Raw genomic sequence first — 20,552 nt, forward strand, 5'->3', positions numbered from 1 at the left:
GAGCGGTCGGGTGAGACTGTTCCGCGCTCGGTCCCGAGCGCCGGACCCCCGGCCGGGGACACCGGGAGGCGACTGACCTGCGGCACCCCACGTGTCGCACCGGATGAGGAGGACCTGGGGTGGCCCGCCGCTCGTACGCCGCTTTCGGCAACGCCGACTACGGCATCTGGTACCGCTTCGCGGCCGTGCTGGTGAAACCGGTGACGACCGCTCTGGTGAAGCCGGACTGGCGGGGCTGGGAGCACCTGCCCGCGAAGGGCGGCTTCCTCGCCGCGGTCAACCACAACTCGATCATCGACCCGGTGGTCTACGCACACTGGCAGTACAACAGCGGGCGGCCGCCCCGGATACTGGGCAAGTCCTCGCTGTTCTCGGTGCCGTTCATCGGGTTCATGCTGCGCAAGACCGGCCAGATCCCGGTGTTCCGCGACTCCACCGACGCCGCGCAGGCCTTCCGGGCGGCCATCGACGCCGTCAACGGCGGCCAGTGCGTGCAGTTCTACCCCGAGGGCACGCTCACCCGGGATCCCGACCTGTGGCCGATGACCGGCAAGAGCGGGGTGGCCCGGGTCGCGCTGATGACGGGCGCCCCGGTGATCCCGGTCGCCCACTGGGGCGCGCACGAGATCATCCCGCCGTACGGCCGGGGAGGCGCGGGGAAGAGCAGGTTCAACCTCTTCCCGCGGCACCGGGTGGTGGTGGCGGCCGGACCGCCGGTGGACCTCAGCCGCTACCAGGGGCTGGAGCTGACCCCGCAGGTGCTGCGCGACGCCACCGAGGACATCATGGCCGCGATCACCGAGGTGCTGGCCGGCATCCGCGGCGAGCAGCCGCCCGCCGAGCGCTACGACATGCGCACCGCCGCCCGGGCCCGCGCGGTCAAGGCCACCGCCGAGCGGCACCGGGCGGCCGACGGCCGGGCACCCGGCGCGGGCCCGGCCGGGAGCACCGACGACAGCACCACCGAGGAGAGCAGCAAGTGACCCGTTGTGCGGTGTTCGGTACCGGTTCGTGGGGCACCGCCTTCGCGATGATCCTCGCCGACGCGGGCTGCGAGGTGGCCCTGTGGGGCCGCCGGCAGGAGCTGGTCGACGCGGTCAACGCGACGCACGAGAACCCGGACTACCTCCCGGGTGTGCGGTTGTCCGGCTCGATCACGGCGACCACCGATCCCGCCGTGGCGCTGGCCGGCGCCGAGTTCGCGGTGCTGGCCGTGCCCTCGCAGACCCTGCGGCAGAACCTGGCCGCCTGGGCGCCGCTGCTGGAGCCCGGCACGGTGCTGGTCAGCCTGATGAAGGGCATCGAACTCGGCACGGCGAAGCGGATGAGCGAGGTCATCGCCGAGGTCGCCGGAGTCGGCCCGGAGCGGGTGGCGGTCGTCAGCGGCCCCAACCTGGCCCGTGAGATCGCCAACCGGCAGCCCGCCGCGACGGTGGTGGCCTGCACCGACGAGGTGGTCGCCAAGCGGCTCCAGACGGCCTGCCACACGCCGTACTTCCGCCCGTACACCAACACCGACGTGGTCGGCTGCGAGCTCGGCGGCGCGGTCAAGAACGTGATCGGCCTGGCCGTCGGCATGGCGGACGGGATGGGCCTGGGCGACAACACCAAGGCGACGCTGATCACCCGCGGGCTGGCCGAGACCACCCGGCTGGGCGCGGCGCTCGGCGCCGACCCGTACACCTTCGCCGGCCTCGCCGGGATGGGCGACCTGGTCGCGACCTGCTCCTCGCCGCTGTCGCGCAACCACACCTTCGGCACCAACCTGGGCCGCGGCATGACGCTGGCCGAGGCGGTGGCGGCGACCAGCCAGACCGCCGAGGGCGTCAAGTCCTGCGAGTCCGTGCTGGACCTGGCCCGGCGCACCGGGGTCGACATGCCGATCGTCGAGGCGGTGGTGGACGTGGTGCACAACGGGCGTCCCACCCAGGAGGTGCTGGCCGCGCTGATGGCCCGCTCGGCCAAACCCGAGCGCCGCTAGCGGCCCCACCCGGGGCGACGCCGGTGCCGCCGCCGACGCGGACCCGGCGGGTAACACGGGCGAAAAGGCTCGCACGGTAGTCTCATGGCCGATATGAGCATCGAACAGACCCCCCCGAACCAGTCCGCCGCCGCCAAGCCCCGGGTGGCGATCGTCTTCGGCGGGCGAAGCTCCGAGCACGCCATCTCGGTCTCCACCGCGGGCAGCGTGCTCAGGGCCATCGACCGCGAGACCTACGACGTGCTGCCGATCGGCATCACCCACGAGGGCCGCTGGGCCCTGGTCAGTGACGACCCGGCCCGGATGGCCATCACGGACGGCAGGCTGCCGGACGTCGCCCAGGTCGCCGAGTCCGTGGAGGGCCAGGTCGTCCTGCCGGTCGGCCCGGACAGCCGCGAGGTGGTCTGGGCCGAGCCCGGCGCCGTCCCCAAGGCGCTCGGCGAGGTCGACGTCGTCCTGCCGCTGCTGCACGGCCCCTGGGGCGAGGACGGCACCCTGCAGGGCCTGCTGGAGCTCTCCGGGGTGCCGTACGTCGGCAACGGCGTGCTGGCCAGCGCGGTCGGCATGGACAAGGAGTTCACCAAGCGGATCCTGGCCTCGCACGGCATCGGCGTGGGCAGCTACACGGTGATCCGCCCGCGCGAGTGGGACTCCGAGGAGGGCCGAGCGGCCGCCCGCGAGCGGGTCGGGGCACTGGGCCTGCCGCTGTTCGTGAAGCCGTGCCGGGCCGGCTCCAGCATGGGCATCACCAAGGTCAAGGACCTCGCCGACCTCGACGCCGCGATCGAGGAGGCCCGCCGGCACGACCCCAAGGTGATCGTCGAGGCCGGCGTCACGGGCCGCGAGATCGAGTGCGCCGTGCTGGAGTTCGAGGACGGGCCGCGGGCCAGCGTGCCGGCCGAGATCCTGGTCGGCGGCGGCTACGAGTTCTACGACTTCGAGGCCAAGTACATCGACTCCTCCGAGGTGCAGATCCCGGCCCGGCTCACCGCCGAGGAGACCGCGGAGATCCGCCGGCAGGCGATCGCCGCCTTCGAGGCGCTCGGCTGCGAGGGTCTGGCCCGGGTCGACTTCTTCCTGCTGGAGGACGGCGGCTGGGTGGTCAACGAGATCAACACCATGCCCGGCTTCACGCCGATCTCGGCCTTCCCGAAGATGTGGGAGGCCACCGGCCTGGCGTACCCGGAGCTGATCGACCGGCTGCTGCGCACCGCGCTGCGCCGCTCCACCGGCCTGCGCTAGCCGGTCGACCGCGCCGCCCGGTTCGTCCGGTTCGTCCGGGCCGTTCGGTCCTTCCGGGCCGTTCGGGTCGGGCCCCCAGCGGGGTCCGACCCGAACGCGTCACGGCGTGGCGGTGGCGGTGGCAGTGGCGCTCGCCGTGCCCGGCACCGGCTCGTTCCAGACCGGCACGGTGGCCTTGACGACGTCGGAGAGCACCGGCAGCGGGTCGGCGCTGTAGGGGTAGGCCCCGGCCGGGACGCTGACCTCGACGTTGGCCTCGCGCAGCGTGGTGGTGAAGCGGTAGCCGCCCTCGCCGTCGGGCTCGTCGAACCACTGGACGCCGTTCACCTCGGGCGCGCTCTTCAGCGCCTGCGGCCCGTTGAGCGCGTCCGGCCGCGGTACCCCGCAGCGCAGCACCGTCCGCGGGGAGCTGCCCCAGATCACCACGTACGGTGAGTCGGAGTGCTCGCGGCCGTGCCCGATCAGGGTCTGCGGCAGGGCGCGCGCCAGCGCCTCGCAGTAGGGCACCTCCCGCGCCCGGGGCGTCGGCGTGACCGGCGCCGGCGCGGTTCCCCAGTCGCCCAGCAGCAGCACGATGCACCCGAGCAGTGCGACGGGCGCCGCCGACCACCGGACGGAGGCGGGCAGGGCTCTCAGGGCGTGGGTCACCCGGGCGGCGAGGTTCACCCGTCGATGGTAGATCGGCCCGCCGGCCGGGCCGCGGCCGGGCCGTGACGGGGCGGACCGGCCCTAGAGGTGGACCACCGGACAGGTCAGCGTGCGGGTGATTCCCTCGACCTGCTGAACCTGGGCGACGACCATCCGGCCGAGGTCGTCCACGCTCTCGGCCTCGGCCCGCACGATCACGTCGTACGGGCCGGTGACGTCCTCGGCCAGCACGACGCCGGGAATCTCGGAGATCGACCGGGCCACCGACGTGGCCTTGCCCACCTCGGTCTGGACCAGGATGTACGCATTTACCACGGGGACCTCCAGGGCGGCTGGGTACGGAGATCGCCGCCGTGATCGCCCGTGGAGCGTGGTGGGGGTGGGTTCACCGGCAGTCTGATCACCACGCTACCGCGCAGCGGGGCGGGGAGGGGAGACCCGTGCACCGTCGGAGGGCGTACGCTGCGCGCTGGGGGCGCGCCCCGGCCGCGGGCCCGCGGAGGGAGCGCGGAGCCGGACGGACTCCGGCGCGACCCGGACGACGTGAGAGGACGGCACATGCAGGGGACCGTGGGCGAGCTCGGCGAGTTCGGACTCATCAAGGAGCTGACCGCCAGGCTTCAACCCACGGCGGCGGTCGACCTCGGTCCCGGCGACGACGCCGCGGTGGTCCGGGCACCGGACGGCCGGGTGGTCGCCACCACCGACGTCCTGGTCGAGGGCCGGCACTTCCGCCGGGACTGGTCCACCGCCTACGACGTGGGCCGCAAGTCGGCCGCCCAGAACCTCGCCGACATCGCCGCGATGGGCGCGGTGCCGACCGCGATACTGCTCGGCCTGGTCGCGCCCGCCGACCTCCCCACCACCTGGGCCACCGAACTGATGGACGGGCTCCGCGACGAGTGCCAGGTGGCCGGCGCGGCGGTGGTCGGCGGTGACGTGGTGCGCGGGGACACCATCACCCTGGCGATCACGGCGCTCGGGGACCTCCAGGGGCGTGCGCCCGTGGTCCGCTCCGGCGCACAGGCCGGTGACGTGGTCGCGGTGACCGGCTGGCTCGGCTGGTCGGCCGCCGGTCTGACCGTCCTTCAGCGCGGATTCCGCTCGCCGCGCGCCTTCGTCGAGGCGCACCGCCGTCCGGAGCCGCCGTACCACGCCGGGCCCGCCGCCGCCGAGCTGGGCGCCACCGCGATGATCGACGTCAGCGACGGCCTGGTCGCCGACCTCGGCCACGTCGCCAAGGCCAGCGGGGTGGACATCGACCTGCGGGCCGCGGACTTCGACATCCCGGCCCAGATGGCGGACATCGGCCAGGCGGTCGGCGTGGACCCGCTGGTCTGGGTGCTCTCGGGCGGGGAGGACCACGCGATCGTGGCGACCTTCCCCGCCGCCGCCCAACTGCCCGCCCGCTGGCGGGTGATCGGCGAGGTGGTGCGGGTGGCCGGCCCCTCGCGCGGCGGCCGGGTCACGGTGGACGGCGCGCCCTGGGACCGGGTCGGCGGCTGGGACCACTTCGCCGAGTGACCCGGCGCCCGCCGGGGCAGGACCTGAGGGCGGGACCGACCGCGTAGGCTTGCCGTCAATGTCAGGCCCTGCCCTGGTTCGTCCGGTTCACGAGGACCGGACGGGTGGCGCGGCCGGCGACGATCGGCATCCATCTACTCGGGGGCGTACGCGTCCACGGAGCGGGAGAGCTCAGCCACCATGCGAATCGGCGTCCTGACCAGCGGCGGCGACTGCCCCGGCCTCAACGCGGTGATCCGGTCCGTGGTGCACCGCGGCACCGACGTCCACGGCGACGAGATCATCGGCATCGAGGACGGGTTCCTCGGCCTCCTGGAGGGCCGCAGCCGGCCCGTCTCGCACGACGACGTCACCGGCCTGCTCACCCTCGGCGGCACCATCCTCGGCTCCGCCCGGGTCAAGCGGGAGCGGATCGAGTGGGCCGTCGAGAACGCCCGCACGCTCGCCGGGAACCTCGGCATCGACGCGCTGATCGCGATCGGCGGCGAGGGGACGCTCACCGCCGCCAAGAAGTTCAGCGACGCCGGCCTGCCGGTGGTCGGGGTCCCCAAGACCATCGACAACGACATCGACGCCACCGACGTCACCTTCGGCTTCGACACCGCCGTGCACGTGGCCACCGAGGCGATCGACCGGCTGAAGACCACGGCCGAGTCGCACCAGCGGGTGATGGTGGTCGAGCTGATGGGCCGGCACACCGGCTGGATCACCCTCACCGCGGGCATGGCCGGCGGCGCCCACGGCATCCTGATCCCCGAGAAGCCCTTCGACATCGAGGCGGTCGCCAGGATGGTCGAGGACCGCTTCGACCGGGGCAAGAAGTTCGCCATCATCGCCGTCGCCGAGGGCGCCGGGCCGACCGAGGGCACCATGCGCTTCGACCACGGCTCCCTCGACCAGTACGGGCACCAGACCTTCGGCGGCATCGGCACCCGGCTCGCGCACGAGCTGGAGGACCTGCTCGGCAAGGAGGCCAGGCCGGTCATCCTGGGCCACACCCAGCGCGGCGGCACCCCGACCGCCCGGGACCGGGTGCTCGCCACCCGCTTCGGCTGGCACGCCGTCGAAGCCGTCCACAAGGGCGCCTTCGGCCACTTCACCGCGCTGCGCGGCACCGACATCGCGCTGGTGCCGATCGCCGACGCCGTCACCCGGCTCAAGACCGTGCCGGTGGACCGCTGGGCGGAGTCCGAAGCCGTCCTCTGACGGCCCGGCCCCGGACGCCGGCGCGACCGCGCCCACCGGCGGTCCGCCCGACAGGCGCCGTCCGACACCGGCCCGTCCGCCCGCGTCGCCCGCCCGCGCCGTCCGACAGCGGCCGTCCGACACCGGTCGGACGGCCCGGCCGCGGTCGGTGCCGGGCCGGGTAGGTTGTCGGACATGGCTCTTCCGTCGCGCGGCCCCGCCGCCGCCCCTCCGCGTGTGCTCACCGTCGCCGGCTCCGACTCCGGCGGCGGCGCCGGGATCCAGGCCGACCTCAAGGCCATGCTCGCCCTCGGCGTGCACGGCATGAGCGTGATCACCGCCGTCACGGCGCAGAACTCGCTCGGCGTCCAGGGCTACTGGGAGCTGCCCGCCGAGGCCGTCCGGGCCCAGTTCCGCAGCGTCGTCGACGACATCGGCGTGCAGGCCGTGAAGACCGGCATGCTCGCCTCGGTGGAACTCGTCGAGACCGTCTCCGAACTGCTCGCCGCCGTGGACGCCCCGGTGGTGGTCGACCCGGTCGGGGTCTCCAAGCACGGCGACGCGCTGCTCGCCGCCGAGGCCGTCGCCACCGTCCGGACGAAGCTGCTGCCCGTCGCCACCCTCGCCACGCCCAACCTGCACGAGGTGGCGCAGCTCACCGGGATCACCGTCCGGGGGCAGGAGGACATGGCGCAGGCCGCGCGGGCGCTGCTGGACCTCGGCCCGCGCTGGGTGCTGGTCAAGGGCGGCCACCTGGAGGGGGAGGCGGCCGACCTGCTGTACGGCGGGCCGGGGGAGGAGCACTGGTACCGCGCGCCGCGCTACGACAACCGGCACACCCACGGCACCGGCTGCACGCTGGCCAGCGCCGTCGCCGCGGAGCTCGCCAAGGGTCAGGAGATGCCCGGCGCGGTGGCGGCGGCCAAGGAGTACGTCACCGGCGCGATCGCGGCCGGGTTCGCCCTGGGGGCGGGGATCGGACCGGTCGACCACGGCTGGCGGACGCGCGTGCGGGCCTGACCCGCCCGCGGGCCCGGGCGCCCGTACCGCGAGGCCCGGGTCGGCAGGGCCCCGTCCGCGCGGTGCGGCGCAGGGGCGAAGCGGAAACGCGAACGCCGCCGGCCCGGGCACGGGGCCCGGGCCGGCGGCGTTCGGCGGTCACCCGGCGGAGACCGCCGGAAAAACAGAAAGCCGATCCATCCGGAGACGGACCGACTTACTGGAGGACCGGCTTACCGGTCTGCGCGTCAGCGCGAGACCTTACCGGCCTTGATGCACGAGGTGCAGACGTTGAGCCGCTTCGGCGTCCGCCCGATCACAGCGCGCACCGTCTGGATGTTGGGGTTCCAACGACGACGGGTACGGCGGTGCGAGTGGGAGATGTTGTTGCCGAAGCCCGGCCCCTTGCCGCAGACGTCGCAGTTGGCAGCCACAGGAGTCACTCCAAGACTTCAGATCATTTACGTTCGAAAACCCCGGCTGAATCAACGGGCCACTCGCGTGGACCGGACCGATTCAAAGGGTGAGCCTGGACTGTTCCAGGCAACCGGAAGAGCATACAACGCTTGCTCCCGTTCAACGAAACTACCACGTCCGGAGGGTTTACCCCGCCTCGAGCCCCGTCCGGCCCTCCCACCGGGCCGGCTCCCGCCCCCGCCCGCCAGGGCTCCTGCCAGCCACGATCCCGCGCGGGCCCGGATAACCTGCCAGCATCGCCCCGCGCCGCCCGCCGTTCACCACCCACAGCCATGCGCGGCGTCCCACCCGGAGGAGACCTGGTGCTGCACACGCTCGACGCCCCGGCCGTGCGGACCTGGTGCCGCCTGGCCCTGGGCTCGCTCGGCCAGGCCCGCGAGGAGATCGACGCACTCAACGTCTACCCCGTACCGGACGGCGACACCGGCACCAACCTCTACCTGACCGTCGAGTCCGCCGCCGCCGCGGTCGAGGACAGCTTCGCCGCCGCCGGCCGGGCCGGCGCCCCCGACGCCGAACCGGGGCTCGGCGACTGCGTCCGGGCGATGGCCAGGGGCGCGCTGCTCGGCGCCCGCGGGAACTCCGGCGTGATCCTCGCCCAGTGGCTGCGCGGCACGGCCGAGACGCTCGCCACCGCCGGCGGCGGCGCCGAGCAGTTGCGCGCGGCCCTGCTGCGGGCCGCCGAATCCGCCTACCAGGCGGTCGCCGAGCCGGTCGAGGGAACCCTGCTCACCGTGGCCGCCGCCGCCGCGCACGAGGCCGACCGGGTCGGCGGCACCCTCGCCCAGGTCGCCGACACCGCCTACCGCTCGGCCCGGCTTGCCCTGCTGCGCACCCCCGAACAGCTCTCCGTACTGGCCGAGGCCGGCGTGGTCGACGCCGGCGGCCGGGGCCTGGTCGCCGTCCTCGGCGCGCTCGCCGACGCCGTCGCGGGCCACCAGCCGATGGGCCCGGTCGCGCTCGGGCAGACCCCCGCGCCGCTCGGCCGCGCCCATCGCCCGGCCGGCCTCGCGGACGACTGCGAGGGCCACGTCCGCCCGGCCGGCCCCGGCCACCCCGCCTTCGAGGTCGTCTACCTGCTCGACGCCCCCGACCGGGAGCTGCCCGGCCTGCGCGCGACGCTCGGCGCCCTCGGCGACTCCCTGGTGGTCGGCGGCGGTGACGGGCTGTGGAGCGTCCACGTGCACGTGGACGACGCGGGCGCCGCCGTCGAGGCCGGCGTCCGGGCCGGCCGGCCGCACCGGATCCGGATCACGCACTTCGCCGAGGCCGCCGCGCAGGCCGCCGCCGCCGACAGCCGCTCTGAGCGCGAGCCCCGGGCCCGCGCGGTGCTCAGCGTGGTCAGCGGCGAGGGCCTCGCCGACCTCTGCGAGCAGGCCGGCGCCGCCGTGCTGCACGCCGATCCGGACCGCCCGCCGGCCAGCGCCGAACTCGCCGAGGCGGTCCGCCGGGCCGGTGCCCGCGAGGTGATCCTGCTGCTCAACGACCCGGAGCTGCGGGCCGCCGCCGGCGCCGCGGCGGACCAGCTGCGCGCGGAGGGGGTGCGGATCGCCGTCCTGCCCACCCGCTCGCCCGTGCAGGGACTGGCCGCGCTGGCCGTGCACGAGTCCTCCCGGCGCTTCGACGAGGACGTGGTCGCGATGACCTCCGCCGCCGGCGCCACCCGGTACGCCGAACTCGCCGTCGCCGAGGGGGAGTCCTGGACGATGGCCGGCGTCTGCCAGGCCGGCGACGTGCTCGGCCTGATCGACGGGGACGTCGCCGTGATCGGCACCGAGCTGGCCGGCACCGGTGAGACGGTGCTCGCCCGGATGCTCGCCGCGGGCGGCGAACTGGTCACCCTGATCCTCGGTGAGGGCGCGCCCGCCGGCCTCGCCGACCGGCTGGTGGCGCACGCCCGCCGGCAGCGTCCGGAGGTCGACGCGGTGGTCTTCGAGGGCGGGCAGGAGTCCGCGCCGCTGCTCATCGGGGTGGAGTGAACGCGGCCCCGGGAGGGTCGCCGCCGCGGGCGGCGCCGCCGGGAGCGCGGGGTGAGCGCCGCCGGGAGGCCGCGTCCGGCCTGCCGGGCCGGCCCCGGACCCGGGCGAATGCGACGCGCTGTCGGTGCGGTGGTGTCCAATAGGGCGTGATGTCCGATCTCACTCTCGACACGCCCCTGACCGCCGTGGTCGGCGACCGCACCGCTAAGGTGCTCGCCGACAGCCTCAAGCTGCGCACGGTCGGCGACCTGCTGCACCACTACCCGCGCCGGTACGCCGAACGCGGCCAGCTCACCAGCCTGGACGACCTGGAGGTCGACGAGCACGTCACCGTGCTCGCCAGGATCGAGAAGGTCACCCTGATCCCGTTCAAGGGGCGCAAGGGCGACCGGCTGGAGGTCGTGGTCACCGACGGGCGCGGCCGCCTCAGTCTGGTCTTCTTCAACCAGGGCTGGCGGCAGAAGGACCTCCGGCCGGGCGCCCAGGGCCTGTTCGCCGGCAAGGTCGGCCAGTTCAACCGCACCCGCCAACTCGTCTCCCCCGACTACCAGCTGATGGACGAGGAGGCGGACACCTCGGCGGCCGAGGAGTTCGCCGGCCGGCTGATCCCGGTCTACCCGGCCAGCGCCAAGGTGCAGACCTGGACGGTGGCGCTGTGCGTGCGCACCGTCCTCGACAGCCTCGCCAAGGACGAGTGGAAGGGCGTCGGCGAGCCGCTGCCCGCCGAACTGCGCGACAAGCACGAGCTGATCCCGCTCCCCGAGGCGCTGGAGCTCATCCACCGTCCGCGCAGCCACGCCGACCGCGAGCGCGCCCAGAGCCGGCTGCGCTGGGACGAGGCCTTCGTGCTCCAGGTCGCGCTGGCCCAGCGCCGGGCGGCCGACTCGGCGTTGCCCGCGGTGCCCCGGCCGGAGCGGGCCGGCGGGCTGCTGGAGGCCTTCGACGCCCGGCTGCCCTTCACCCTCACCGAGGGCCAGCGCAACGTCAGCGCCGAGATCTTCGCCGACCTGGCCACCTCGCACCCGATGCACCGGCTGCTCCAGGGCGAGGTCGGCTCCGGCAAGACGCTGGTCGCGCTGCGCGCCATGCTCACCGTGGTGGACGCCGGCGGCCAGGCCGTCCTGCTCGCCCCCACCGAGGTGCTCGCCCAGCAGCACCACCGCTCGATCGTCGAGATGATGGGCGACCTCGCCGAGGGCGGCATGCTCGGCGGCGCCGAGGCCGCCACCAAGGTGGTGCTGCTGACCGGCTCGATGGGCACCCCCGCCCGCCGCCAGACCCTGCTCGACATGGCCTGCGGCGACGCCGGCATCGCGATCGGCACGCACGCCCTGATCGAGGACAAGGTCCAGTTCCAGGACCTGGGCCTGGTCGTCGTCGACGAGCAGCACCGCTTCGGCGTGGAGCAGCGCGACGCCCTGCGCGCCAAGGGCGAACAGCCCCCGCACCTGCTGGTGATGACGGCCACCCCGATCCCGCGCACGGTCGCCATGACGGTCTTCGGCGATCTGGAGACCTCCGTGCTGGACCAGCTCCCGGCCGGCCGCTCGCCGATCTCCACCCACGTCGTGCCGGCGCTGGAGAAGCCCAACTTCCTCGCCCGGGCCTGGGAGCGGGTGCGCGAGGAGGTCGGCAAGGGCCACCAGGCGTACGTGGTCTGCCCCCGGATCGGCGACGAGGACCAGGGCGATCCGAAGAAGAAGCGCAGGGCGATGCCCGACGACCCGGAGGACCTGGGCGCCGGGAGCGACGACCGCCGGCCCCCGCTGGCCGTCGTGGAGACCGCCGAGATGCTCGCCGAGGGGCCGCTGGCCGGCCTGCGGATCGAGATCCTGCACGGGCGCCTGCAGCCCGACGCCAAGGACGACGTGATGCGCCGCTTCGCGGCCGGCCGGATCGACGTGCTGGTCGCCACCACGGTCATCGAGGTCGGCGTGAACGTCCCCAACTCCACCGCGATGGTCATCATGGACGCCGACCGCTTCGGCGTCTCGCAGCTCCACCAGCTGCGCGGGCGGGTCGGCCGCGGCAGTGCGCCGGGTCTGTGCCTGCTGGTCAGCGACATGCCGGGAGCGAGCCCCGCGCGGGCCCGCCTCGACGCCGTGGCCGGCACGCTGGACGGCTTCGAGCTCTCCCGGATCGACCTCGAACAGCGCCGCGAGGGGGACGTGCTGGGCCAGGCCCAGTCCGGGGTGAAGTCCTCCCTCAAGGTGCTCTCCGTGCTGGAGGACGAGGAGGTCATCACCACCGCCCGGGCCGAGGCGGCGGCCCTGGTGGCCGTCGACCCGCGACTGGAGGACCACCCGGACCTGCGGGCCGCCCTGGCCGGGCTGCTGGACGAGGACCGGGCGGAGTACCTGGAGAAGGGCTGAGCGGGGCGGCCGGCGGCCGCCGGTGACGCATCCGCCGCCCGGGCGCGCTTGAATGGGGGAGCCCCACCGGCCGGCCGGCGGGGCTCCCGCACGAGAGGACCCCCACCCCATGACCCGCGTGATCGCCGGGACGGCCGGCGGCCGCCGCCTGGCCGTGCCGCCCGGCCGGAGCACCCGCCCGACCTCGGACAAGGCCCGTGAGGCCATGTTCTCCACCCTGGAGTCGCTGCGCGGCAGCCTGCACGGGGCCCGGATGCTCGACCTCTTCGGCGGCTCGGGCGCGGTCGGCCTGGAGGCGCTCTCCCGCGGGGCGGAGCACGTCCTGCTGGTGGAGGCGGACGCCCAGGCGGCGAAGGTGATCCGGGAGAACGTACGGATCGTCAACCTGCCCGGCGCGGAGGTGCGGGCCGACCGGGCCGAGCGGGTGCTCGCCGCCCGGACCCCGGAACACCCCTACGACCTGGTCTTCCTGGACCCGCCGTACGCCGTCACCGACGACGAGGTGCGCGAGATGCTGATCACAATGAGCGCCGGGGGCTGGCTCGCGGACGACGCACTCGTCACCGTGGAGCGCAGCACCAGGGGCGGTGAGTTCGGCTGGCCCGAGGGCTTCGACGTGCTGCGCTCGCGCCGGTACGGCGAAGGCACCCTCTGGTACGGTCGCGCCGCCGCCGAGGCCCGGCAACACTCGTAGTCGGGCCACCACCCGCAGCACCGGACCCCACGAGGGAGCTCACGTCATGCGTCGCGCCGTCTGCCCTGGATCGTTCGACCCCATCACCAACGGCCACCTCGACATCATCGAGCGGGCCTCGAAGCTGTACGACGTGGTGCATGTGGCGGTGCTGATCAACAAGAACAAGAGCGGGCTGTTCACCGTCGACGAGCGGATCGCGCTGATCGAGGAGACCTGCGGGCGCTACGGCAACATCGAGGTGGAGTCGCACAGCGGGCTGCTGGTGGACTTCTGCCGGGACCGCGGCATCCCCGCGATCATCAAGGGCCTGCGGGCGGTCAGCGACTTCGACTACGAGCTCCAGATGGCCCAGATGAACCACGGCCTGACGGGTGTCGAGACGTTGTTCGTGCCGACCTCGCCGACCTACAGCTTCCTCTCGTCGAGCCTGGTCAAGGAGGTCGCCTCGTACGGCGGCGACGTCTCCCACCTGCTGCCGCCGGTGGTCCACCGCCGCCTGGTGGAGCGGATCGCGGAGCGCGCCGGCCAGTAGGGCGGCCGGCGCCGGCGAAAAGGTCCCTTTCTGCCGGTTCGTCACCGGACGTCCCCCTCCCGGGCGGTCGGCCGGGCCCGGGCGTTGTGAGCTCCCCCCGCAGTGGCCGTACAGTCTGTATCCCTGCCCTGCGGTGAGGTGCACCGCGCCGGGCCTGCCTCCGCCGGACGTCGGCGGCACACGGAAAGACGAAGCCCCGTGGACGTGCAGAACAAGGTCGACCAGATCGTCGCGGCCGTCGAGAACGCGCGTGCGATGCCGATGTCGGCCTCCTGTGTGGTGAACCGCGCCGAGCTGGTCGGACTGCTCCAGGACCTCCGCGCGGCACTGCCCGCCGAGCTGGCGCACGCCCAGTCGGTGATGGCCGACCACGAGCAGGTGGTGGCCGACGCCGAGGCCGAGGCGGAGCGCATCATCCAGGGGGCGCACGCCGAGCGCGGCTCGCTGATCTCCGACACCGAGGTGGTCCGCCGGGCGCAGGCCGAGGCCGACCGCATCCTCGCCGAGGCCCGGGCCGAGGTGGAGACCAAGCGCGCCGAGGCCGACGACTACGTCGACAGCAAGCTCGCCAACTTCGAGGTCGTGCTCACCAAGACGCTCGGCGCCGTCGGCCGCGGCCGTACCAAGCTGCGCGGCGACTCCAGCGTCTTCGAGACCGAGGGCGAGGCCGAGACCGACGGCGAGGAGTTCCAGCCGCGGGTCAGCCCGAGCCCCGAGGTCGACGAGTACGTCGATGTGAAGCTCGCCACCCTGGAGACCGTCCTCAGCAAGACGCTGTCGGCCGTCGGCAAGGGCCGCGACAAGCTGCTCGGCAAGGCCCCGATCGACGACCTGGGCGCCTACCTGGCCGCCGCCGACCAGGCCCAGCAGCTCAAGGACCGCGCCGAGGCCGTCGCCGCCGGCTTCGCGGACGGCTACGGCGACGGCACCGACGCCGACCAGGAGCCCTGGTACCGGGCCGAGGTGCCGCAGCAGCAGAGCTGGCCCGAGCAGACCCCCGCCGCGGCCGGCTGGCAGGCTCCCGGCGAGGGCCAGTACGCCGCCGCGGCCCAGTACGGCGGGGCGCCCGAGGGCACCCAGTACGCGGAGGTCTACGGGGGCGGCTTCGACCCCTCGGGCCAGGGGCAGCAGCAGGACCCGTACGGCAACCAGTACGCCTACCAGCAGCCCGGCTACGGCCAGCAGCCGGTACAGCAGGACGCCTGGGGCAACCCGGTGCCCGAGGCCGGCGGCTACCAGCAGCAGGGCGGCTTCCAGGGCCAGGGCCAGGCCCCGCAGTACGACGCCTGGGGCAACCCGGTGCCGTCCGCCGGCGGCTACCAGCAGCAGGGCGGCCAGCCCCAGCTGCCGCAGCAGGCCTCGGGGCAGCAGCCCGGTCTGGACGAGACCAGCTTCTTCGACACCAGCATGATCGACATGACCAGGCTGCGGGAGCTCGGCGGCCGCTGACGGCGCCCGGCCGGCCCGGACCGGGCCGGCCGCGACGGCGTGAAGTTGGGCCTGGCCGGAGTGTCCGGTAGTCTGACCACTCCGGCCTGCTCGTGCCGGGGTAGTCCGGCTGCCCGCGCACCGCAGGGACGCGCAGAGCCGCACGCCGTACGAACCACCCGCGCCACGCACCACGCGTGCCGCCTCAGGAAGTCAGGACACCTTGAACCGCCTCGACCACCGCGACCCCCTCGTGTTCGACACGCACGAGCTCGGACGTCGCCCCGGATCGCTGCGCAAGGTGACCCGCACCCTGGAGGCCCCCGAGGGGCTGGGCATCATCGACGTGATCGGTGTGCCCGAGAAGAGCGAGATCGCGCTGGAGCTCCGACTGGAGTCCGTGGTCGAGGGAGTCCTCGTCACGGGCACCGCCGAGGCCAGGGTCGAGGGCGAGTGCGTGCGCTGCCTGGAGCCGGTCGAGGACGAGATCGACGTCGAGTTCCAGGAGCTGTTCTACTACCCGGAGTCCGACGAGAAGGGGCGCGGCCGATCCACCGCCGCCGCCGACGAGCTCGACGAGGACGACGAAGAAGAGACTTACCGCTTGGAGGGCGATTACTTCGACCTCCAGCCGGTGCTGCGTGACGCGGTGGTGCTCGCACTGCCGCTGCAGCCGGTGTGCCAGGAAGACTGCCTGGGCCTGTGCTCCGAATGCGGAGCGCGCCTGAGCGACGACCCGGACCACCACCACGAGGCCGCCGACCCCCGGTGGGCGGCTCTGCAGGGACTCTCCGCCGCCCACGGCGACGAGGGTGACGGAATCAAGACCAGCGATGCCCGTGAGGGTACCGCCGAGAACCAGGAGAAGTAGCCGTGGCTGTTCCGAAGCGGAAGATGTCGCGCAGCAACACGCGCCACCGCCGGTCCAACTGGAAGGCCGTTGTCCCCGCCCTCGTGGCGTGCGACCGCTGCCACGAGCCGAAGCTCGGTCACATCGCGTGCCCCAGCTGCGGCACGTACAACCGTCGCCAGGTCCTCTCGGTCTGATCGGCGGGGTGCACGGATCGATGTCGGATAGCAACTCAACCCGCAAGCAGGCTTCTGCCAACGGAAGCAAGGGCGGCGGGCCGGCTTCGACCGAATACGACGTCCTGGAAGGGCGCCTCGGGTACACACTCGAGCGCGCCCTTCTGGTGCGTGCCCTGACCCACCGCTCGTACGCGTACGAGAACGGCGGGCTGCCCACCAACGAGCGCCTGGAGTTCCTCGGCGACTCGGTGCTGGGCCTGGTGGTCACGGACACCCTCTACCGCGTCCACCCGGACGTGCCCGAGGGCACGCTCGCCAAGCTGCGCGCCGCGGTGGTGAACTCCCGCGCGCTCGCGGAGGTCGGTCGGGGCCTGGAACTCGGCACCTTCATCCGGCTCGGCAAGGGCGAGGAGGGAACCGGCGGTCGCGACAAGTCGTCGATCCTCGCCGACACCGTCGAGGCCGTGATCGGCGCCGTCTACCTCGACCAGGGCCTGGGTGCGGCGACCGCGTTCGTCCACCGCCTGTTCGACCCGCTGATCGAGGAGTCCTCGCAGCTCGGAGCCGGACTGGACTGGAAGACCAGCCTCCAGGAACTCACCGCGGCAGCCGGCATCGGCGTGCCCGAGTACGTCATCGAGGAATCCGGCCCGGACCACGAGAAGACCTTCACCGCCGCCGCCCGGGTCGCCGGCCAGGACTTCGGCAGCGGCGTCGGACGCTCGAAGAAGGAAGCCGAGCAGAAGGCCGCGGAGAGCGCCTGGCGCGCGATCAAGGCCAAGTACGCCGACACCCTGCCCGGCGACAAGGCCTGAGGCCGGCCCGGAGCAGCCCGCCCGCTCCGGGTCGAGGACAAGCGGAGGCACCGACATGCCCGAACTCCCCGAGGTCGAGGTCGTCCGGCGCGGACTGGCCAACTGGGTGGCCGGACGCACCGTCGAGGACGTCCAGGTGCTGCACCCGCGCGCCGTCCGCCGCCAGCCGGCCGGGCCGGCCGACTTCACCGCCCGCCTGACCGGGGCCACCCTGGGACCGGCGCAGCGGCGCGGCAAGTACCTCTGGGTGCCGCTGCAGGGCGCCGCCGGGCGGGCCGGAAGCGGATTCTCGCTGATCGGCCACCTCGGGATGAGCGGCCAGTTGCTCGTCCAGGACCCGTCGGTGCCGGACGAGACCCACCTGCGGGTCCGGCTGCGGTTCACCGACGGCGGCCGCGAACTGCGCTTCGTCGACCAGCGGACCTTCGGCGGCCTCGCGGTCGAGGAGGCCGAGGACGGCGATCCCGAGGGCACGCCGCTGTCCATCGCGCACATCGCCCGGGACCCGCTCGACCCGCGCTTCGACGACGACGCGTTCGTCGCCGCGCTGCGCGCCAAGCGCACCACCGTCAAGCGCGCCCTGCTCGACCAGACCCTGATCAGCGGCGTCGGCAACATCTACGCCGACGAGTCGCTCTGGCGCGCCAGGCTGCACTACGAACGCCCCACCGCCACCCTGACCCGGCCGCAGGGCGCCGACCTGCTCGGGCACGCCCGCGACGTGATGAACGCGGCGCTGGCCGTCGGCGGCACCAGCTTCGACAGCCTCTACGTCAACGTCAACGGCGAGAGCGGCTACTTCTCCCGCGACCTCGACGCCTACGGTCGCGAGGGCGAGCCCTGCGGGCGCTGCGGCACCCCGATCCGCCGCGCCGCCTGGATGAACCGGTCCAGCTACTTCTGCCCGCGCTGCCAGCGGATCCCGCGTCCGCGGTGATCGGTCGTCCGCGCCGAGCCGTCCGCGCCGAGCCGTCCGCGCCGAGCCGGGCGGGTCGGCGCCCCGCGGCGGGCCGCCGACCCGGCGGGCCCGGGCCGGGTCAGCTCTTGGTGAGCTCGGCCGTCGTCCGGTCCTCGTCCAGGCTCTGCTCGCCCTGGCCGAAGTAGGCGACGCCCACGGCGGAGGTCACGGCGAGGACGAAGCCGAGAGCGGCCAGCCAGCCGAGGCCCTCCCGCGAGGAGTCGCCCAGCCAGATCACGCCCACCACGCCGGGCACCACCGTCTCGCCGACCACCAGGGCGGCGGTCGCGCCGTTCACCGAGCCGATCTGCAGGGCGATGGTGTGCAGGTACATCCCGCCGAGGCCGCCGATCAGGATCGCGTAGAGCGCCGGGTCGCTGAGCAGCGTGCCGAGGGAGAACGGGTCGAGCCCGTCCAGGATCCGCACCCCCACACCGAGCGCGCCGAACCCGAGACCCGAGAGCAGACCGGCCACGATCGCGCCGCCCGCGCCGAGCCGGCGCACCACCAGGCTGCCGCCGGCGATCAGCACCACCGACGCGCCCAGCAGCCACCAGTGCACGGACATCGCGACGTGGTGGCCGCCCTCCGGCCCGGCGGCGACCGCCAGCAGCACCAGCGCGCCGCAGAGCACCGCGATCGAGGCCCACTCCGGGCGCTGGAGCCGGATGCCCAGCAGCTTGATGCTCAGCACCGCGGTGATCACCAGGTTGGCACTGATGATCGTCTGGGAGAGGAACAGCGGCAGCAGCCGGGCGGCCAGCGCACCGAGGCCGAAGCCCACTAGGTCGAGCACCGTGCCGAGGATGAACTCCCAGGTGACGGCCGCCTTGGCGGTGGACGCCAGGTTGGGGCCGCCGTGCTCGGTGACGCCCGCCAGGCGGCCCCGGGCGGCGGCCTCCTCGCGGGCGGAGCGGCGGGAACCGACGGCCTGGAGGACGGAGCCGGTGCCGTAGCAGACCGAGGCTCCGACAGCGGTCACAAGGCCGATGATCACCACATACTCCGATCGTGAGGGAAACGGCGCGAGAGCCCGAGGGCGCGGCAGGCACCACTATGCCCGCTCCGGGCGGTCCGGCCGTGCCCGCCCAGCGCGACAGACGTGCCACGGCCGGCCGGGGTTCCCGATCGGGGCGGCGAAGGCGGCCGCGGGCCGAGGATCATCCCCGAGGATGGCGGGCACCCCGACGAACGGCAGGGTGCGGGCGGCGCCCGGGCGCCACCCCCGGTGCCGCCCGGAGCGGTAGCGTCGATGACATGAGAACTCCCGCTCGACGCTCCCGGGCCACCGGGCCCGCCGCCCTGCTGGCGGCCCTGCTCGGGCTCCTGCTCCTGCTGGCCCCGGCCGCCTCGGCCGCCGACGGTCTCGACGCCGCCGCGTCCGCCCTGCGGCAGAGCCAGGTCTACGTCGACCCGGCGATGACCGGACGGTTCAGCCAGAGCCAGGCCGACGCGCTCGCCGCGAAGATCAAGGCGGCCGACAAGCCGGTCTTCGTGGCCGTCGTCCCCGCCGACGACCGGTTCGCCGCCCAGACGGTGTTCCAGGACCTCCGCACCGAGGTCGGCGTCGTCGGCACCTACGCGATCTGGCGCGGTGACCGGTTCCTCGCCCGCTCCGATCCGGCCGCACTGTCCGGCGCCGCCGCCGAGCGGATGGCGGGCGCGGCGTTCCGCTCCCACCCGGACGACGTCAACGGCACCGTCAACGACTTCGTCGACCAGGCCCTGCCGCAGGTCCGGGGCCACGGCGTGACCGGTGGAGCCGGCGGCGTCTCGGCCGCGTCGGTGGTCGTCCCGCTGGCGCTGCTGGCCCTGGCCGGCACCGGCGTCTTCCTGCTGCTGCGCCGCTCGAAGAAGCGCAAGGATGAGCAGCGCAGGGCCGAGCTGGCGCAGCTGCGCCAGGTGGTCGACGAGGACATCACCGCGTACGGCGAGGAGCTCGACCGGCTCGACTTCAGCCCGGGGGCGCCGGACGCGGACGACGATCAGCGGACCGACTACGCGCACGCGCTCGACTGCTACGACCGGGCCAAGCAGACCATGGACGCCGCCACCGGGCCGGCGGACGTCCGGCCGGTCACCGAGGCGCTGGAGGACGGGCGGTTCGCGCTGGCCACCCTGGCGGCCAGGCGCGAGAAGCTGCCGCTGCCCGAGCGCCGGCCGCCGTGCTTCTTCGATCCCCGGCACGGCCCGTCCGTGCAGGACGCCGACTGGGCGCCGGCCGGCGGCGCCGCGCGGACCGTGCCGGTCTGTGCGGCCGACGCCGCCCGGCTCACCGACGGCCTCGACCCGGACATCCGCACCGTGCCGACGGCGCAGGGGCCGCAGCCGTACTGGAACGCCGGGCCGGCCTACGGCCCCTGGGCGGGCGGCTACTTCGGCGGGTACGGCGGCGGCCTGCTGCCGGGTCTGCTGGTCGGCACCATGCTCGGCTCGGCGATGGGCGGGGGGCAGGCCTGGGCCGCCCCGGGCTACGACGGCGGCTACGAGGGCGGTGACTCCTCGGGCGCGAACTTCGACCCCGGGGACTTCGGCGGGTTCGACGGTGGCGGCGGCGGAGGGGACTTCGGCGGGGGCGGGGACTTCGGCGGGGGTTTCTGACCCCCGCGCGGGGCGGGTTTCGGAGCGGGGGGGGCGGGGCGGGGCGGGCCGGCCCCCCCCCCCGGCGCCGCACCCCGCCTCCGGG

Annotated in this window: 20 protein-coding genes; 16 read left to right on the forward strand and 4 right to left on the reverse strand. The window is 74.1% G+C overall.

Annotation, left to right across the window (positions count from 1 at the left end):
- Positions 1-119: 119 nt before the first annotated feature.
- From ACFTWP_RS27565 to ACFTWP_RS27575, 3 genes are all read left to right on the forward strand, one after another.
- Entirely contained in the window at positions 120-983 is an 864-nt protein-coding gene (locus tag ACFTWP_RS27565; protein ID WP_380267574.1) for a lysophospholipid acyltransferase family protein, read from the forward strand.
- The gene (locus ACFTWP_RS27570; protein ID WP_380267575.1) at positions 980-1,981 is read left to right on the forward strand and encodes an NAD(P)H-dependent glycerol-3-phosphate dehydrogenase; all 1,002 of its coding nucleotides are present in this window, start codon (positions 980-982) and stop codon (positions 1,979-1,981) included. The genes ACFTWP_RS27565 and ACFTWP_RS27570 overlap by 4 nt, the downstream gene beginning before the upstream one ends.
- Positions 1,982-2,074: 93 nt before the next feature.
- Positions 2,075-3,223: a D-alanine--D-alanine ligase family protein gene (locus tag ACFTWP_RS27575; RefSeq protein ID WP_380267576.1), complete on the forward strand. Its 1,149-nt coding sequence runs from the start codon at positions 2,075-2,077 to the stop codon at positions 3,221-3,223.
- Between the two features lie 99 nt (positions 3,224-3,322).
- On the opposite strand, the gene ACFTWP_RS27580 is transcribed toward ACFTWP_RS27575, so the two are convergent.
- Positions 3,323-3,889, reverse strand: coding sequence for a DUF3515 domain-containing protein (locus ACFTWP_RS27580; RefSeq protein ID WP_380267577.1), 567 nt, complete (start codon positions 3,887-3,889; stop codon positions 3,323-3,325).
- A gap of 63 nt (positions 3,890-3,952) precedes the next feature.
- The gene (locus tag ACFTWP_RS27585; protein ID WP_380267578.1) at positions 3,953-4,186 is read right to left on the reverse strand and encodes an Lrp/AsnC family transcriptional regulator; all 234 of its coding nucleotides are present in this window, start codon (positions 4,184-4,186) and stop codon (positions 3,953-3,955) included.
- Positions 4,187-4,429: 243 nt separating this feature from the next.
- Between ACFTWP_RS27585 and ACFTWP_RS27590 the strand changes: the two genes are divergently transcribed.
- The 3 genes from ACFTWP_RS27590 (at position 4,430) to thiD (ending at position 7,600) form a co-directional block, all read left to right on the forward strand.
- A complete protein-coding gene (locus tag ACFTWP_RS27590) occupies positions 4,430-5,395 on the forward strand; it encodes a thiamine-phosphate kinase (protein ID WP_380267579.1) in 966 nt (321 codons plus the stop codon).
- A gap of 180 nt (positions 5,396-5,575) precedes the next feature.
- Entirely contained in the window at positions 5,576-6,601 is a 1,026-nt protein-coding gene (locus ACFTWP_RS27595; RefSeq protein ID WP_380267580.1) for a 6-phosphofructokinase, read from the forward strand.
- A 174-nt stretch (positions 6,602-6,775) separates the two neighbouring features.
- Positions 6,776-7,600: a bifunctional hydroxymethylpyrimidine kinase/phosphomethylpyrimidine kinase gene (gene thiD, locus ACFTWP_RS27600; RefSeq protein WP_380267581.1), complete on the forward strand. Its 825-nt coding sequence runs from the start codon at positions 6,776-6,778 to the stop codon at positions 7,598-7,600.
- A gap of 227 nt (positions 7,601-7,827) precedes the next feature.
- Here the strand turns inward: thiD and rpmB are convergent, their stop codons facing one another.
- The gene (gene rpmB, locus ACFTWP_RS27605) at positions 7,828-8,013 is read right to left on the reverse strand and encodes a 50S ribosomal protein L28 (RefSeq protein ID WP_035846000.1); all 186 of its coding nucleotides are present in this window, start codon (positions 8,011-8,013) and stop codon (positions 7,828-7,830) included.
- A 315-nt stretch (positions 8,014-8,328) separates the two neighbouring features.
- On the opposite strand from rpmB, the gene ACFTWP_RS27610 reads away from it, so the two are divergent.
- The 9 genes from ACFTWP_RS27610 (at position 8,329) to mutM (ending at position 17,845) form a co-directional block, all read left to right on the forward strand.
- Positions 8,329-10,035: a DAK2 domain-containing protein gene (locus tag ACFTWP_RS27610; RefSeq protein ID WP_380267582.1), complete on the forward strand. Its 1,707-nt coding sequence runs from the start codon at positions 8,329-8,331 to the stop codon at positions 10,033-10,035.
- A 149-nt stretch (positions 10,036-10,184) separates the two neighbouring features.
- Positions 10,185-12,407, forward strand: a complete 2,223-nt coding sequence (recG, locus tag ACFTWP_RS27615) for an ATP-dependent DNA helicase RecG (protein ID WP_380267583.1) — start codon at positions 10,185-10,187, stop codon at positions 12,405-12,407.
- 109 nt (positions 12,408-12,516) lie between these two features.
- A complete protein-coding gene (rsmD, locus tag ACFTWP_RS27620; protein WP_380267584.1) occupies positions 12,517-13,101 on the forward strand; it encodes a 16S rRNA (guanine(966)-N(2))-methyltransferase RsmD in 585 nt (194 codons plus the stop codon).
- Between the two features lie 46 nt (positions 13,102-13,147).
- Positions 13,148-13,636 carry a pantetheine-phosphate adenylyltransferase gene (gene coaD, locus ACFTWP_RS27625; RefSeq protein ID WP_380267585.1) on the forward strand — a complete coding sequence of 163 codons (489 nt, stop codon included), beginning with the start codon at positions 13,148-13,150 and terminating at the stop codon, positions 13,634-13,636.
- Between the two features lie 198 nt (positions 13,637-13,834).
- Positions 13,835-15,085, forward strand: coding sequence for an ATP synthase F0 subunit B (locus ACFTWP_RS27630; protein ID WP_380267586.1), 1,251 nt, complete (start codon positions 13,835-13,837; stop codon positions 15,083-15,085).
- 202 nt (positions 15,086-15,287) lie between these two features.
- Positions 15,288-15,935, forward strand: a complete 648-nt coding sequence (locus ACFTWP_RS27635; RefSeq protein ID WP_380267588.1) for a YceD family protein — start codon at positions 15,288-15,290, stop codon at positions 15,933-15,935.
- Positions 15,936-15,937: 2 nt separating this feature from the next.
- Positions 15,938-16,111: a 50S ribosomal protein L32 gene (gene rpmF / locus ACFTWP_RS27640; protein ID WP_030056747.1), complete on the forward strand. Its 174-nt coding sequence runs from the start codon at positions 15,938-15,940 to the stop codon at positions 16,109-16,111.
- 20 nt (positions 16,112-16,131) lie between these two features.
- Complete coding sequence (gene rnc / locus ACFTWP_RS27645) at positions 16,132-16,908, forward strand: ribonuclease III (RefSeq protein WP_380267589.1); 777 nt, start codon at positions 16,132-16,134, stop codon at positions 16,906-16,908.
- A gap of 55 nt (positions 16,909-16,963) precedes the next feature.
- Entirely contained in the window at positions 16,964-17,845 is an 882-nt protein-coding gene (gene mutM / locus ACFTWP_RS27650; protein ID WP_380267590.1) for a bifunctional DNA-formamidopyrimidine glycosylase/DNA-(apurinic or apyrimidinic site) lyase, read from the forward strand.
- 100 nt (positions 17,846-17,945) lie between these two features.
- On the opposite strand, the gene ACFTWP_RS27655 is transcribed toward mutM, so the two are convergent.
- A complete protein-coding gene (locus tag ACFTWP_RS27655; protein ID WP_380267591.1) occupies positions 17,946-18,863 on the reverse strand; it encodes a hypothetical protein in 918 nt (305 codons plus the stop codon).
- 260 nt (positions 18,864-19,123) lie between these two features.
- On the opposite strand from ACFTWP_RS27655, the gene ACFTWP_RS27660 reads away from it, so the two are divergent.
- Positions 19,124-20,467, forward strand: coding sequence for a transmembrane domain-containing protein (locus ACFTWP_RS27660; protein WP_380267592.1), 1,344 nt, complete (start codon positions 19,124-19,126; stop codon positions 20,465-20,467).
- The last annotated feature ends 85 nt before the right edge of the window (positions 20,468-20,552 follow it).

The sequence above is a fragment of the Kitasatospora sp. NPDC057015 genome, assembly GCF_042673745.1.
In the GTDB taxonomy this organism is placed as follows: Bacteria; Actinomycetota; Actinomycetes; order Streptomycetales; family Streptomycetaceae; genus Kitasatospora.